Origin of the sequence: Methanosarcina sp. KYL-1, assembly GCF_024372725.1 — an archaeon.
Classification (GTDB): Archaea; Halobacteriota; Methanosarcinia; order Methanosarcinales; family Methanosarcinaceae; genus Methanosarcina.
In genome coordinates, this window is record NZ_VOUA01000031.1 from 31,172 (window position 1) to 46,244 (window position 15,073).

Genomic DNA, 15,073 nt, shown 5'->3' on the forward strand with positions numbered 1-15,073 from the left:
AAAAGAAGGTAGTTAAAAAGGTCTGGATATTGAGAAAGGTGGCGGGTCATGGAAAAGGAAGAAAAAGTAGTGGTAGTGCTGCTCATCATGGCACTGTCCTCCCTTTTTGCAGCATACCTCTGTTTCGGGCCCGGAATTGCGGGTATGGGGAAAAGCCCAGGTGGGGAGAGCTGGCAGTATACCCCGGAAGCAGGGGAAGGGGAGAGGGTATCCCTGGAAGCCGAAGTGTTGAGCAAGCGCTTTACATACACCGGAGAACACCTCCTATTAAAAGTTGACTGCGGTTCCGAAGTCCTGACAGTCTTTGTCCCCAGCGAAGCGGGAGCCGGAGCCCTGGAAGAATCAATAAGTGAGGGGGATATTCTGAGCATAACCGGCGTTGTTTCGGAGTATGAAGGAGAAAGGGAAATAAAAGTGGCGAAAAAAGAGGATATTTCCCGAATAACCGTTATCAATAACCCTGAAGACAATAAAAAGTAGATCGCTAGTAATATATCCATAGACAACATTTGAGAAATTATGAAAGCATGTATCATGTGCGGAGGTGCCGGGACCCGGCTCAGGCCGCTGACCTTCAAGCACCCGAAACCGAGCATTCCGATTCTTAACAAGCCTTCCGTCCTTCATCTGATTGAACATCTCTCAAAAGAGGGATTCAATGAGATCGTTATGACCCTCGGGTATATGGGAGAGCATATCGAAGAGCAGCTAGGGGACGGGCATATGTTCGGAGTCCACATTGATTACGTGTACGAAAAAGAAAAGATGGGAACTGCGGGCGGGGTCAAGAACGCCGAGAAATACCTCAAAAACGGGCCGTTCATAGTGCTCGGAGGCGATCACGTCCTGAACCTTGACCTCAGGGAGATGTACCGCTTCCACGAAGAGAACGATGCCATCGTAACCATAGGGCTCCTTTCCATTGACGACCCCAGGGAGTTCGGGATTGCGGACATGGACATCAACAACAGGATCCACCGCTTCCTGGAAAAGCCGAAATCCGGCCAGATTTTCAGCAACCTTGCAAGCACGGGCATATACGTCTGCGACCCCGAAATCTTTGATTGGATACCGGAAAACACGAAATACGATTTTGCAAAAGACCTTTTCCCGGCCCTCCTTGCCGCAGACGAAAAGATCAACGGGATGCTAGTCCGGGGAAAATGGACCGACGTGGGCAGCTCTGCAGCTTACAGGCAGGCCCAGCGCTGGATGCTTGACGCCCTCCCCGGGACCACAATAGAGGGGAACTTCACTACCCGGAACGCAAGGATAAGAGGCCCCCTGTCCATAGGAAACAACGTGTCCGTGGGCTCGAATTCATCCCTTGTAGGGCCAATCGTCATCGGGGAAAACACAATTATAGGTGACAATGTCCTTATAGGGCCCTACAGCGTAATAGGCGCAAACTGCATTATCGAAAACAACGCAAAGATCCTTTCCTCTTACCTCTTCGACCATGTGCGCATAGGGAAAAACTCCAACATCTCGGGAGCAGTCGTGGCAGATGACACAATCGTCGGGGAAAGCTGCAGCCTGGAGAACGGGACCGTTATCGGGCACAAGGTCATTATAGGAAACAATTCCACCATCCATTCCGGAGTCAAGGTCTGGCCCGAAGCTATTATCAGCAAGGATTCCAGCATAAAAGAAACCCTCATCAACCCTGAATATGACACAGCCAATGAAGGGTCCTGAACACCGGGTCCTGAATGCTATTTAAAATAGATTCTTAAAAAATAGGTTCAACCCAAAAACAGATTTCAATTAAAAATAGGTTCAACCCAAAACAGATTTGACTCAAAAAGGATTCAAAAACCCCAACCGATTGGCATGAACAGGTACAAAAAATGGTTAGCCGCCTCACTGCTCATAAGTGCGGTATCGATTGCAATAGTCCTTGGTTTTACCTTTGACCCGGAAACTCTGGAAGCCCTGAGAAAGATCAAAACCGAATACATAATCGCTGCCGCCCTTCTGCATGTGTTTTCTTATATTGTATGGGGTTTTCGGACCCGGACCCTCTGCAAAGCCCTGGGTTACGAAATCGCCCCCTTAAAAACCATTGAGATCGTAATTTCAAGCGTCTTTGCAGCCGGAATAACCCCTTCTTCGGCAGGTGGAGAACCTCTCAGGGTCCATATGCTGCACCAGAATAAAATCCCTCTCGGGCGAGCCACGGCAATAGTTGTGGGAGAACGCCTTTTAGATGCTTTTTTCATCTTTGCCTCCCTGCCTTTTGCCCTTTCCATTTTCGGGGATATGTTTTCGAACTATGAATTCGACGCAGCTTTCCTGACCGCAAACACCCTTGTATTCATCATCCTTGCCTTCTTTGTTTACGGGGTCTGGAAACCTGAAAAAGTGAAACTCATGACCCACCGTACCGTAGAAAGGCTTACCCCTCTTTTTGGGAAACGGACCGATGCTGCCATATCCCATCTCATGGAACAGGCCGACCGGGAAATAGACCATTTCCATGACAGTGTCCTGGTCTTTCTCTCGGAAGGAAAAAAAGGGCTGCTCTGGGGCGTAGCCTACACATTCGTGTTCTGGGTAACAGAATTTTCCCTGCTCGTCCTGGTCCTGCTGGGCCTTTCCCAGCACCCCTCAATCCCCACGGTCTTTGCAGCCCAGGTACTCCTGGCCGTGATCATGATCGTGCCCGCAACCCCCGGAGCAAGCGGAGTAGCAGAACTGGGAGCAGCCTCCATCTTCTCTGTCTTCGTAAACTCGTCCGTCCTGGGGATAACCGTCATTGCCTGGAGAGCCCTGACCTACCACCTTAACCTCCTTGCAGGAGGCTTCATGAGCCTGAAAGTCCTAAAAGACATGGACGTCATCAAAAAGCTGGTCGGAGACCCTGCGGAAGCCCCGGAAATCGCCTGAAAAATTCCCTTGTAATTTCCTTTCAGGCTCTTCCGGCTTAACCTTTCTCCTTCTTTCAGCCCTCTAACATATACTTTATATCTGATCCTGCAAAACTTCTTCTACCATGTCTTCCGGAGAAATCCTGTTCGAAATCCTCAGAAAAAGCGTGCACCTGGTTTCAATCCTGATCGTGCTCATTTATGAATTTTTAGAAAAAGAAGCGGTTCTCTGGGTGCTCATGCTTTTCCTTGTTATCGTCCTTGTCCTTGACTACTTCAGGCTTGAGCACGGCGTGAAAATCCCCTTTTTCCATACCATGTACCGGGAAAAGGAAGAGTGCAGGCTTGGGGGCCACATCTATTTTGCACTTGGGTCAGTTGCCGTAATATGCCTTTTTTCCAGGGAAATCGCCTATGCCGCAATCCTTATGACAACCTTCGGAGACATGACCGCCGCCCTGATCGGAAAATCTTACGGGAAAAGAAGAGTATTTCACGAAATATTCAATAACGACAAGTCCCTTGAAGGCTCAGTCTCCGAATTCATAGTGGACTTCCTCGTAGGGCTCCTCATAATCGGAAACCCTGCCGTCTCCCTGATCATGGCCTTTTTTGCAACCCTTTCCGAAACCGCAGTTAACCATATAGACGACAACCTCGTGATCCCCATCTTTTCAGGCTTTTTCGGCCAGGTAACCTTCATCCTGCTGGCCTACCTGTAAGCCCCACCTGCGAAACCTTCTGTGCTGCCTCAAAGAGCCATTAAAAGCCATTAACAGCAAGCCGGCCAGAGATATTCTAATCCTGAATACCCAGGCCTGAATACCGGGCCTGAATACCGGGCCTGAACCAATCCTGAATACCCAAAACAGGCAGAGAATTCAAGCAAATAATTTTGCAAGGCTATGTAACGAATAAACGGAAGCTGAAAGTAGGGATTCATTAGCTGAACAGAAACAACCGGAAGATGCAAGCATGAGTTTATGATAGAAACCAAAACAACCGGAATAATATATTCAAACCGTTTTTGTTCCGCTCGCTTGCGAGCGGCGTTTTCCTTAAAATAGTAGAAGAAGATGGTACTGAACAAAAAAAGAAATCATAAGAGTAGACTGAAAATGCACTAACTGAAGATCTGCCAACTGAAGACCTACAAACTGAAAATATAAAGTCTGAAAATATACCCTGGATATTTTAACGTACTTTATAAATATTAAATCACATTTAAAGGTTATTGAAATGCACTTTAAAGTGATTCCAGTAAACATAACAGGCATTTGAATGCACTTTTTCTATAGTCCAATGACTGAAGGACACGAACAATACGCATATCTATTCAAGTATCGCAGCCATCATGTTATGAAAAACTCAATCTCTCACAATTCCCTGAAATACAATCATGAATAAGTCTGGATTTAAGCGGAAAAAATTCCTACCAGGCCATCTGTGGAAATTTCTTGCACTTTTTTAGTTTTCAGGAAAAGGCCGGTCGTCACGGACGACCGGTGAGAGTCCGGGGTTCTGCAAGCAGGTACGAACTCCGGTTACTTTTTTGCTCAAAAAGGAGAGAACTGACGTCTTATCCCTGAAATTGAGAAGAAGATTTTATTCTCCTTCCACTGCCGATTCTGCTGCCGGCGTTTCTCCTGTTCCCGTAGCTGCCTGCATTTTCCTGAGCCGCCTCATTTCCTTTATGCGCCTGACGATGATTTCGCTGAGGTAGAGGAGGAGGGCTGCGAGGAGCACGTATACTTTCAAGCTTACGGGCTCGTTTACTTCCCTTTCGGAGTTCTGGCGGGCATCTTTCAGGAGGAGGGCTCTTGCTTCCCTTGAATCGTAGATCTTCCCGCCGGTCGCAAGGATGAGGGGCTCTATATCCCTGTTGATCCCCACGTCCCTAAACTCCAGAGGGTAGTTTACGGCAAGGGGATAGCCTGAGATATCGTAGATCCTCATTTCGTCCGGGTTCACGGTGGCTTCGTAAGTGTTGCGTCCGGTAAGGGCAAGGTTGATAGGCTCCCCGTCGATTTTCAGCTTAGGGACGCCTTCATCGTACATTACGAGGGTCAGGTCTGCAGGGGTCCCGAGCCAGGTGTCAGGGGCGTCAAGGACGGCTCCTTCTTCAGCCCGGGGGTTTCCTATAGCCCAGTTGGTCATGCCCGAGATGAGTTTGGCATTCTGCCCGGTATAGAGGACAGGGCTCCAGCGGCTTCCCTCGCCTTCCCCGTTGTCCGTGGAAAGGGCTGCAACCCTCCCGAGCCCGAAGCGCCAGGTGGTGAGCACAGGTTTTCCGGTAACCGTGATGACAAGGCGTTCGGACCCGGCTTTCGGGGTCACGTCATTGTAGCCGGTGATAGTGCCGGAAACGTTCCCTTTCAGGTTTTTCGTGATGAAATGGTCAGGGGAGTACACGAGGAGAGGGTAGGCGTCAAGCTCAATTTCTTCTTCCTCGCCTTCCTCGGGGAGCTTTTCGATCTTCTCGAATTTGATGTTTGCCCTTTCTCCCTGCTCGATGTGGAAATAGTTCTTCTCCAACTCCAGTTCCTGCATCAGCCTCTCGGCATAATAGGTTCTGGTAGTGAGATCAGTCTGAGAAGGGGCAGGAGAGCGGATATGAATAAAGTAAATGTTTACCCCCATATCCTGCAGATCCCTTGCAGCTTTAAGGCTCTGGTCATAAGATTTCTCTATACCTCCGTCCGATATTACAATGGCATCCAGCTCGCCATCTTCACTTTCTAGCATCTCTTTTGCGGTCTCAAGCCCCTGGTCCAGGGAAGTCTTGCTCTGTTCGTCAGGGGTCAGCTGCGAGATTTTATCTTCCAGTTCCGCCAGGTTCCGGGGCTGCCCGAGGAACACAAACCCGTCAGAAACGTCTACTCCCTTGCTCCCAAAAGCAATAACGCCGGCATTTGCATCTTTGAGGTTTTCGTTCCTGAGGATGTAGATAGCATTACCAAGGAGATCTCCCAGGGTTTCGTGCTTTTCCGTGCTCGGGGAAATGTCCAGAATAAGGACGATATTCCTGCCTCCCTTAAACTCGGAAGGCTTCGAGACCACAGGCAGGATTTCTTCTAAGGAAGAGTTGAGGTAATCCCCGTAGTCGTATGCCTTTTCCCCTCCCACGACAATCAGCCCGCCTCCGTCGCTGACGTATTTCTTGATCTCTTTTACCTCGGCTTCGGAAAGGGTGCTTATGAGCCGGTTGTCAAGGACCAGGGCCTTGCTGTCTTTGATTTTTGCAATTCCGGGGTAATCGGACACTACCGAGACATCATAGAGGTTTTTAAGGACCAGGCCCAGGGGAGCTGAGGGTTCGCTGCTTACGAGGGTGAGCTTGGGTTTCGGGACCACGTAGAGAGCTTTTGAAAACTCGTTATTGAGGTCGTTTAAGTCTTCTCCCGAGGGGGTGATCCTTACCATTATGTTGTGGGCGCCGAGGGAGTCGAAAGCCCAGGTGATAGGGATAACGTTCGTCCTTTCCTGCTGGGAAAAGCTCTTGCTCCTTTCAAGATTCCCGTCCACGTAGAATTCAAGGAAGTAGCTGACGCTGTCCTCTCCGGCTTGCTGGACAACGATTTCAAACTCATTTTCGTTTTCCACAACAACGGCCTTGTCCCCCAGCACCTCGACACTGAGGTCGTTTACCTCGAGTTCGGGCTCGACCAGGTAGACAGGGGTATCGGTTTCTTTTGCAAATTCCAGGGCATCCACAAGGCTTTTTCCGGCGTTGTTGTTCCCGTCGGTCACGAGCACGACCTGGGTGCCGCTCCCGGCGTACTGGAGGACAGCGTCGCCAAGGCTTGTCTTGTCCCCGGTAAGCTGGATGAAAGTGGTGGGGGTCTTTGCGGTAAGGGCTTCGTAGAGCTCGGTTCCTGTCCCTTCCTGGAAGATCCCCATGCTCGAAGTCTCGTCCGAGACCACAACAAGGGACGGGTTATCCTCACTTACAGTCTGCGGGGCCGTGGTAAAGGGGGAGGCCAGGGCCAGGACCAGGAGGAAGGCAACAAGCATCCTCCATTCCACAAGCTTCGTCTTTGTCTTCCGCAGGAGGTAAAAGCCTGCAATAAGGACCGGGATAATGAGGAGGAGCATCTCGGGGTGTGCAAGGGAGACGTTCACAGCTCACCCCTCCCGCGCACGATCAGGATCTCAAGCAGCATGAGCAAAAACAAAACTCCGATCAGGTAGTTGGTGATCTCTTTTTTGGCGGTGTAGGAGTCAGCCCGGACCAGCCTTGGCTCGTCGTTTGCCACAGCCCGCTGGATCAGTTCCGATGCGTCAACTGTAGTATCGGACTCCCTGTCGTCGTAGAGGTTGACTGCTATCTTCTTGCCGGAAATTGCGTAGACTCCGGCTTCGTCAAAGAGGATACGGTTTCCAGTCAGGGTTTTAGAAGGCGTCTGGATTTCCTCGGTCTTCGAAAGGGAAGTCAGGGTGCCGGTTTCCAGGTTGTATTCGGAAATGTCCCCCGTGCCTCCGAGCCACTCAATGAGCTTTATCCAGAACATGGGATACTCGGGCAGGTTATGGAAGTTGTTCCAGGCCCCGTCCCCAAGCTCATCGTTTAACCCGAGGTAGAAGACGGTCCCCTCTCCTACCTGCCAGTAGCTCATAACCGGGACATCGTTTTCAAGGGCTGCCAGGGTTGTGGAGCCGGTCCTCTCTGTTGCGTTCAGGTACTTGCGGGCAGAAATCTCTTCCACTTTCACATCCTGGGTAATGCTGCTCTCCGTGACTTCTTCGACCTCAAGCCCGTCTTCGGCTTCCTCCACTCCAATTGGTTTTACCGGCAGGAGCTTTATGAGGTCAACATCCGTCTTTTCCGGGACAAGGGCGCCGCTTGCAATGAAAACGGCATTTCCTCCTCCTTTAACGTAGTCTTCGATCCTTCCTACTGAACTATTTGCAATCGGAGTCTCTTTCTGGGCAAGCACCACAAGGGTGTAATTCCCGAGGTTTGAAGGCACGGATTTCCAGACCTTTATGTCACTGTTGGGGAGCAGCGAGAGTGCGGTTTTGGAGGGCAATTTCCCGTCATCGGTAATAAAGAGGATCTGCTGCCTGGCAGTTTCCGGGATTGAGATGTAGGCGCTGTTGTCCACGGGGAAGTCGTCCTCCTCCGCAAGCTGCACACGTGTGATCCCTGGCCCGAGGTCCTCGAGGGTAAACTGGTTGGTTTCTCCCGCAGGGACATCAAGGGTAAAAGACTTTGAGGCGCTTCCGGTAATTCCCCTGCCTGTTTCGAGCTCCACCTTCCGGTTCGTGTCCATGTAATTCTTGACCACGCAGGTATAGGTGTAAGCCCCGTCCACGGCTTCGATCCAGCCGTTGATGATACCCACATTGTCTGCAGGCTTTCCGACCTTCACGAAATTGACCTGGAGCCCGTAGGACTCGGCCAGGTTTTTCGAGGCAACAGGGTCATCCCCTTCCCAGTTTGTGAAATCCGAAATTACGATGATCCTACCCCCTTCGTTAGACAGGAGGCGCATCCCTGCGCTGATCGAGGCGGAAAGGTCGGCAACCCCGGCTCCGGGCCGGACATCTTTAAGGATATCCTTTGCAGCCGAAGAGCCTTCGCCCTCCAGGACCAGGAGGGGCATGTTGGAAGCCAGGATGATACTGTTTTTCTTGCTCACGTACCCGTCGGCAATGTCCACTGCATCTTCAAAGCGGGAGTCCACCTGCATGCTTGCCGAACTGTCCAGGATGAGTACCGTATGCTCCCCGCTCAGGGGCTCTTCTGCAGTATAATAGTACCCTGCGGCTGCAATGGAAAGGAGGATAAGCATGAGGAGCTGGACAAGGAATAGGGGGTCTTTTACGATCTTTGTGATCGAGGCGTAGACCCGTTTTCGCTCCCTCTCGAGTTTCAGGACGAACATGAGGGAGGGAATAGAAAGCACCGAAGGCTTCGGGCGGAGCATGTAAAGGATGATAAGCGGGATTACGCTCAGGAGAGCGGCAAGGGCAAAGGGGTTTTCTAAAGGCATTTTTTAGCGCCTCCTTCTCCTGATAGTATGGTAGAACGCATCAAAGATAGGGGTGTCGCTCGTAAAGGTGTAGAACTCGGCCCCGACCTTCATGCAGGCTTTTTTAATCCGGGCGCTGTGCTCATCGAGCTTTTCCGTGTAGCGTTCCTTGAACTTTTCACTTACGTATGTCCTGACCTCTTCCCCGGTCTCAAGGTCAATGAGCTTGCTGTTTCCCTGCAGTGGAAGCACTTTTTCCGTGGGGTCGAGCACCTGGATCAGGATCAGGTCATGGTCAGAAAGCCTGTATACGGCCGTTTCTATAGCCTGCGGGTCCTGCAGGAAGTCCGAGACCAGGATGACAAGGGAACGGGACTTGATTTCCCGGCTGTACTTCGTGACGCACTCGTCAATGGCAGTGCCCCCGGAAAGCTCGAGTTCGCTCAGGCGGTCAATTGCCCGCATGAGGTTCTTCTTTCCCCTGCGGGGCTTGTTGATGTCAAGCTCCTGCGTAAAGGTGGAAATGGCAAACCTGTCGTTGTACTTGGTTACCATGTAAGCATAGCCTGCCGCAAGCATGGCTGCGTATTCGAACTTGGAAATCCCCTTCTCAGGGTAGTCCATGCTTTTGCTGGCGTCCAGGAGGATGTGGGTGGTAAGGGTCTTTTCTTCCTCAAACTGCCGCACGTAGAGTTTTTCAGTCCTTGCATAGGCTTTCCAGTCGATGTCCTTCAGTTCGTCGCTCTGGTCGTACTCTCGAAACCCTATGGTATCGATGCCGTGCCCGCTGCGGGTGGACGGGCGGTTTCCGGCATAGACCGTAGACACCCTTTTCCGGACCGAGAAGGTAAAGCGGTCAAGCTGCCTGAAAAAATCCGTTTCGATTTTCTGTCTTGTGCGGGTCATTCTGGATCTTCAATTAAAAAGCCCGGTGCCTTCCCGGGCCCAAAAACCCTTAAAGGGAACCTTATTTCCTAATCCGGCCTCTTGCTTTTAACTCAAGCATTCGGCTTTACAGGATCAATCCGACTTAACGGGACCACTCCGGTTTTATGAAACCAATCAGACTTAATGGACAAGTCCGATGTTACCGGACAAATCAGATTTTGCCGGACCTGTCAGATTTTATTTGACCTTCTGGAGGATTTCCCGGACAGCCTCGTCGGTGGTCATTCCGCTCCTTTCGGCTTCGAAAGTGAGGATGAGCCTGTGCCGGAGGACCGGGTATGCCATGGTATCGACATCCTCCTTGCTCACAAAGTTCCTGCCCTGGATCAGGGCCCTGGCTTTTGCGGCGAGGATGAGACCGATGGAGGCCCTGGGGGATGCCCCGTATTCAATGTTCTCTTTGTCTTTCCGGGTCATGGCCACAATGGAAAGGACGCGCTGTTTGAACTCATCGGAGATGGGGACCTGCCTGGTGAGTTTCTGCAAATCGAGGAGTGTGGTTTTATCCAGGCCCCGGGAAATCTCAGGGGCTTCGGACTTCGTGTAGCGATTTATGATTTCCATTTCCTCTTCGTAGGAAGGATAGTCCAAAAGGATCTTTAAGAGGAAACGGTCGAGCTGGGCTTCGGGCAGGGGATAAGTGCCTTCCATTTCAATGGGGTTCTGCGTCGCAAGGATGAAGAAAGGTTTGTCAAGGAGATAGGTATCATTGCCCACGGTTACCTGCTTTTCCTGCATAGCCTCAAGCATTGCCGACTGGGTCTTCGGGGATGCCCTGTTTATTTCGTCCGCGAGCACGATGTTTGCAAAGACCGGCCCGGGCTCGAACCTGAACTCTTTTCCCTTTTCCCCTTCCTCGATAACATTGGTCCCCGTGATGTCCGAAGGCATGAGGTCAGGGGTACACTGGATCCTGCTGAATTTCAGGTTCATGGCCTTTGAAATGGTGGAGATCATGAGGGTTTTTCCAAGCCCCGGGTTGCTCTCCACAAGGGCGTGCCCTCCGCAGAGGATTGCAATCACGATCTGTTCCACTGCTTCCTTCTGGCCTACGATCACAGTCCCTATCTCTTCAAAAAAACTTTTAAAAATTCGGCCCGCGTTCTGGTAGGTCACGGAGGCCTGCTCCGAATTGATGTTATTCTCGTACATTTATGCTTCACCCTTTGCACTTCTGTTTTTCCTGCGGGTCCCAAAAACCCGCATCCTCTGAACGTTACCCGCTCCAGTACAGCATACAACAGTTTGCCGTTCAAAATACAGCCTGTTTATCAAAGCCTGTTAACACAGCCTGATTATCAAAGCCTGCTAATGCAACCTGATTATCAAAGCCTTTTAACACAGCCTGTTATTCAAAAATTCCGTTCTAATTATTCCGTTCTATAATTCCGTTCTATAATTCCGTTCTGATTATTCCGTTCTGATTATTCCTTTTTGATGAGCATGATCAAACTAATAACAATAGATAAACCCGAAACTTAGATAAATTTTTCATTTCACTCTTCTGCCAGTTCCTCGAAATAACTCTGGATAATACTCCTGTACCCTTCCGGAAGGTTCTCATAATAAGCCTGGGAGGCGATAGCTTCAGGGTCGTAAGCTTCGGACTGAGTGAAGGTCTCGTTCCTCTCTTCACCTTCTTCCCTGATGGTAAAGCCCTGCCCTGCCCCTGGCGGAATCTTCAGGTCCACTTCCGTGCCTTCCACAACAATGACTGCGGGCTCTCCGAAGAGGTCTTCTCCGGGCTCCTTCTCCCCGGCAGTCCCACCGTTTTCCCCAACCGGGAAAAGTTCGGACCCACCCGGGAAGGGGATGTCTTCGATTACCTCATCCAGGTCCGTGGGGCTGAAAGGGGGCTGATATCCGGTTTCTGCAACGTATATCAGGAGGGAGACCGCAAACACGATTACAAATAAGTTTTTCGCAAGCTTCTTCCGGTTGAGCATTGCCGAAGACTTCACAGGCTTTGAATCGGTCACGACGCTGCCTATAAGGTCCCGGACAATAATATTGTCCTCTTCCCGATTGTCGTAGGCGGTCCTGAGCCTCTCCCTGAGCAGGGGATATTTTTCTTCGATAAGAGCGATTGCATCCTTCTTTTCAGCCCGGTAATGCCTGATGGCCGTGAATGCGAGGGAGAGGATAAAAACCACAACAAGCAGCCCGAGGGTCTCAAAAACAATTTCAAAACCGAGAATATCGTATTTTGCACCCGTATAGGGCTCAAAAAAAGTCAGCATTAAAAAGATGTCCTGCATATTGAGGAGCACGAAGAGGGAATACAGGACCATGAACGTTGCAATCAGGTCCGTAAGGACATAGAAGCCTCTATATTTCTTCAGGGCCGATTCGTATTTGTTTACGACATTATCGATTTCCAGAGCCATCTCCTTCCTCTTTGCCAGACAGGGTACACCTTTTCCGGATGCAGCTGATTAGAACCTGATTAACACCCGATCAGCATCTGATGACATCCGATTAGAACCTTGATTGGAACCTTGATTAGAATCTTATTAACATCTTATTTGTTTGAAATCCTTATCTTTACACCTGATGAATTTGAAATCCTTAAATTTATCCGATCTACAGGTATACGGTCCTTATTTTTCTACTTACCTATACCATTTTCCCTGGACATTTCCAAAACATATATGTTTTTTTAGGTTTGTTGAGGTCCTGCCAGGCTCCTCCGAAGTCTCGTTAAATGCCAGCAGTTCATGCCTCAAGGCCAGGATTTTTGAAAGCCGGATAAGAACCCAGGACCTTTAACATATCAGCTTTTCCCTTTATATCTTCTAAGGCATCTTTTATAAGTGCATCGCTGGTATGTCCCTCGAAATCAATATAAAAGTAATAGTCTCCGAGTTCCTTCTTGGAAGGCCTGGACTCGATTCTGGTAAGGTTGATCCCCCGCTTTGCAAAAACCCCGAGCAGCTCATAAAGCGCCCCAGGCCTGTCCTTTTCGAGGTAGACGATAAGGGAGGTCTTGCTGGGACCGCAAGCCGGAGAGCCGGACTCCTGCAAACCGTGACCATAAACCTGTAAGCCGGAGCCTGAATCTTTTAAACAGGAGCCTGAATAGTTTAAGCCGGAGCCTGAATCCCGTAAACCGGAACCTGATCCCTGCAAGCCTCTTTCTCCGGGACCCTCAGCCTGTACGACAATAAAGCGGGTATGGTTTTCCTTCCGGTCCTGGATGTTTGAGACCAGGATATTTAACCCGTAGCGCTCCGCAGCCTCCGGGGCCGCAATTGCCGCCATTTCCTCAAAATCCCTTGCCAGCCGGGCCGCGTGGGAAGTACTGCCCGTGCTCCTGAGTTCTGCCTCAGGGAAATGCCGCTTCAGGAAATGCCGGCACTGGGCAAGGCCCTGAGGATGGGAGAGGATGACCTTTACCTTTTCGGGCCCTCCTTTGGAGAGCAGGCAGTGCTCTATTTTCACCACGACCTCCCCGACTATCACGGCAGCCTTCTCAAGAAGGAGGTCAAGGGTAACACCTACGGATCCCTCGATAGAGTTTTCGACCGGGACCACGGCGATATCCGCTTTTCCTTCGGCCGCGGCCGTAAAAGCATCCTCTATGTCATCAAAGTACCGCAGCTCCGAGCCCACCAGCCCGCATTTCAGGACCAGGGTCTTTGCCGCTTTTTCCGAATATGAGCCCTCAGGGCCCAGCACGCCAATGATCATCTGAGGGGTTAATTGGAGGGATGGTAATAATATTTTTTGATGGCCATAAGGTGCACCGGAGAGAAGCCGGAAATCCGAAGATCAGGACGAGAAACTGCCCGGGAACGAAAAACACATAGAAAAAACGGGATGATGTTTATGGTAATGGTAAAAGACAACGACAGGGAGATGAAACCAAAATCAGGCAAAAGAGCCTGAATTTTTAATTCGCTCAAGCTTTTCTTTAAGTTCAAGTTCCTCTTCCGGGCCTAGCCCCTCCTCAAGGTCAAGGTCATCATCCAGGTCAAAACCTTCACCAAGATCAAGATCTTCTTCCAGGTCAAAAACTTCTCCAGGGTCAAGTTCTTCTTCCAGATCAAAAACTTCTCCAGGGTTAAGTTCTTCTTCCAGGTCAACATCTTCTTCCAGGTCAAAAACTTCTTCCAGGTCAACATCTTCTTCCGGGTCAAAAACTTCTCCAGGGTCAAGTTCTTCTTCCGGATCAGGTTCAGGTTCAGCTGCAAACCCGGATTTTTTTCCCGGACCGGGGACTTCTTTCAGCTTTCTGGAAGCTTCCATCTGCAGCTTTTCTTCAAGGTCGATCCGCTCTCCGGCATCCCACATTAACTCAAATTCCTCATTCAGGTTTTTTGCAAGCCCCGCGTCCCAGATTTTTACAACCGAGAGGACCTGGTCCTTGTCCTTTGGGTGAGGCTGGAAGAGAACCACAATGCTTTCGTCCACGACCCCGAAATAGGAGTCGAAGTTCGGGTTCATCCTGAGTTCCAGGCCTTTTTTCAATGTTGCAAGGGTTTCTTCTTCCTGCAGGGATAGCACTGAGACAAGAGACATGAAACGCGGAGAGATAAGGAGACGTACTCGGACTCCCCTGTCAAGGGCCCTTGTGATTTCCGGTATCAGAAAGGCGATGACGGGCATGCCCAGAGCTGGCGGGATGACTGAGAGTGATTTTTTTACTTCCCTGTAGACGGAAGTGGCAAACTTTTTGATTTCGGATTCCGTGATGGCAGTTGTCCAGAAAACCTCATTCTTCCTCTTCTGGGCCGGGACAGCTTTCAAAGCTTCCTTTGCCTCCTCGACTGCGCCTTTCAAGACCGCCATCTCCCTTTCAGCCTGGGCTTTCCTTTTTTCAAAAAAAGCATCCAGAGCCAGTTCAGGGTCAATGCCCCGGAACTTTTTTGGCCTTGATTCCTGGACTTCCACAAAACCCTTCCCTGCCAGGGACTCGAGGACAGTGTAGATCTTGCCGTAAGGCACCTCTGCGTCCCTGTAGACTGTGCTGGCGTCCGAAACCCCGAATTTCAACAGGGAGAGGTAGGCAGCTGCTTCATAGGCATTCAGGCCGAGGTCCTGGAGAAGCTTCTTCTTTTGCATACAGGAATTTGAGCCCTGATGGCTTAAAGAAGTTTCGAAAAACAAATCATAGGTATGCAACTGCACAGATCAAAGCCAATCCGGTTAGGAAAAATCAAATTGCGGGCGGCCACCCCACCCTAAAGGATGGGGTATGCTTCGGGCCGCCCGCCCGGTTTTTTGGGAACTCAGAAATCGTCGAGTTTCCGTTGCCCAGATATCTTAAATTTATGAGAT

Annotated in this window: 11 protein-coding genes; 4 read left to right on the forward strand and 7 right to left on the reverse strand. The window is 50.3% G+C overall.

What is annotated here, in order from left to right:
* Positions 1–48 precede the first annotated feature (48 nt).
* The 4 genes from FTO70_RS15590 (at position 49) to FTO70_RS15605 (ending at position 3,592) form a co-directional block, all read left to right on the forward strand.
* Positions 49–480 carry an OB-fold nucleic acid binding domain-containing protein gene (locus tag FTO70_RS15590; RefSeq protein WP_255336685.1) on the forward strand — a complete coding sequence of 144 codons (432 nt, stop codon included), beginning with the start codon at positions 49–51 and terminating at the stop codon, positions 478–480.
* A gap of 39 nt (positions 481–519) precedes the next feature.
* Positions 520–1,698, forward strand: a complete 1,179-nt coding sequence (locus FTO70_RS15595) for an NDP-sugar synthase (protein ID WP_255336686.1) — start codon at positions 520–522, stop codon at positions 1,696–1,698.
* 135 nt (positions 1,699–1,833) lie between these two features.
* Complete coding sequence (locus FTO70_RS15600; RefSeq protein WP_255336687.1) at positions 1,834–2,889, forward strand: flippase-like domain-containing protein; 1,056 nt, start codon at positions 1,834–1,836, stop codon at positions 2,887–2,889.
* 106 nt (positions 2,890–2,995) lie between these two features.
* Positions 2,996–3,592, forward strand: a complete 597-nt coding sequence (locus tag FTO70_RS15605; RefSeq protein WP_255336688.1) for a diacylglycerol/polyprenol kinase family protein — start codon at positions 2,996–2,998, stop codon at positions 3,590–3,592.
* A gap of 883 nt (positions 3,593–4,475) precedes the next feature.
* On the opposite strand, the gene FTO70_RS15610 is transcribed toward FTO70_RS15605, so the two are convergent.
* The 7 genes from FTO70_RS15610 to FTO70_RS15640 form a co-directional block, all read right to left on the reverse strand.
* Positions 4,476–6,992, reverse strand: coding sequence for a VWA domain-containing protein (locus FTO70_RS15610; protein WP_255336689.1), 2,517 nt, complete (start codon positions 6,990–6,992; stop codon positions 4,476–4,478).
* Complete coding sequence (locus FTO70_RS15615) at positions 6,989–8,866, reverse strand: VWA domain-containing protein (RefSeq protein WP_255336690.1); 1,878 nt, start codon at positions 8,864–8,866, stop codon at positions 6,989–6,991. The genes FTO70_RS15610 and FTO70_RS15615 overlap by 4 nt, the downstream gene beginning before the upstream one ends.
* Before the next feature lie 3 nt (positions 8,867–8,869).
* Positions 8,870–9,751 carry a DUF58 domain-containing protein gene (locus tag FTO70_RS15620; protein WP_255336691.1) on the reverse strand — a complete coding sequence of 294 codons (882 nt, stop codon included), beginning with the start codon at positions 9,749–9,751 and terminating at the stop codon, positions 8,870–8,872.
* 219 nt (positions 9,752–9,970) lie between these two features.
* Positions 9,971–10,945, reverse strand: a complete 975-nt coding sequence (locus tag FTO70_RS15625; RefSeq protein WP_255336692.1) for a MoxR family ATPase — start codon at positions 10,943–10,945, stop codon at positions 9,971–9,973.
* A 344-nt stretch (positions 10,946–11,289) separates the two neighbouring features.
* A complete protein-coding gene (locus FTO70_RS15630; RefSeq protein ID WP_255336693.1) occupies positions 11,290–12,180 on the reverse strand; it encodes a hypothetical protein in 891 nt (296 codons plus the stop codon).
* A gap of 328 nt (positions 12,181–12,508) precedes the next feature.
* Positions 12,509–13,483: a prephenate dehydratase gene (gene pheA / locus FTO70_RS15635; RefSeq protein ID WP_255336694.1), complete on the reverse strand. Its 975-nt coding sequence runs from the start codon at positions 13,481–13,483 to the stop codon at positions 12,509–12,511.
* Positions 13,484–13,663: 180 nt separating this feature from the next.
* Positions 13,664–14,857: a TrmB family transcriptional regulator gene (locus tag FTO70_RS15640; protein ID WP_255336695.1), complete on the reverse strand. Its 1,194-nt coding sequence runs from the start codon at positions 14,855–14,857 to the stop codon at positions 13,664–13,666.
* Between the last annotated feature and the right edge of the window lie 216 nt (positions 14,858–15,073).

Excerpts from the sequence above, each read along its gene's own strand:
- FTO70_RS15590 (WP_255336685.1), top strand. The coding sequence starts at position 49 with ATGGAAAAGGAAGAAAAAGTAGTGGTAGTGCTGCTCATCATGGCACTG.
- FTO70_RS15595 (WP_255336686.1), top strand. The coding sequence starts at position 520 with ATGAAAGCATGTATCATGTGCGGAGGTGCCGGGACCCGGCTCAGGCCG.
- FTO70_RS15600 (WP_255336687.1), top strand. The coding sequence starts at position 1,834 with ATGAACAGGTACAAAAAATGGTTAGCCGCCTCACTGCTCATAAGTGCG.
- FTO70_RS15605 (WP_255336688.1), top strand. The coding sequence starts at position 2,996 with ATGTCTTCCGGAGAAATCCTGTTCGAAATCCTCAGAAAAAGCGTGCAC.
- FTO70_RS15615 (WP_255336690.1), bottom strand. The coding sequence starts at position 8,866 with ATGCCTTTAGAAAACCCCTTTGCCCTTGCCGCTCTCCTGAGCGTAATC.
- FTO70_RS15620 (WP_255336691.1), bottom strand. The coding sequence starts at position 9,751 with ATGACCCGCACAAGACAGAAAATCGAAACGGATTTTTTCAGGCAGCTT.
- FTO70_RS15625 (WP_255336692.1), bottom strand. The coding sequence starts at position 10,945 with ATGTACGAGAATAACATCAATTCGGAGCAGGCCTCCGTGACCTACCAG.
- FTO70_RS15630 (WP_255336693.1), bottom strand. The coding sequence starts at position 12,180 with ATGGCTCTGGAAATCGATAATGTCGTAAACAAATACGAATCGGCCCTG.
- pheA (WP_255336694.1), bottom strand. The coding sequence starts at position 13,483 with ATGATCATTGGCGTGCTGGGCCCTGAGGGCTCATATTCGGAAAAAGCG.
- FTO70_RS15640 (WP_255336695.1), bottom strand. The coding sequence starts at position 14,857 with ATGCAAAAGAAGAAGCTTCTCCAGGACCTCGGCCTGAATGCCTATGAA.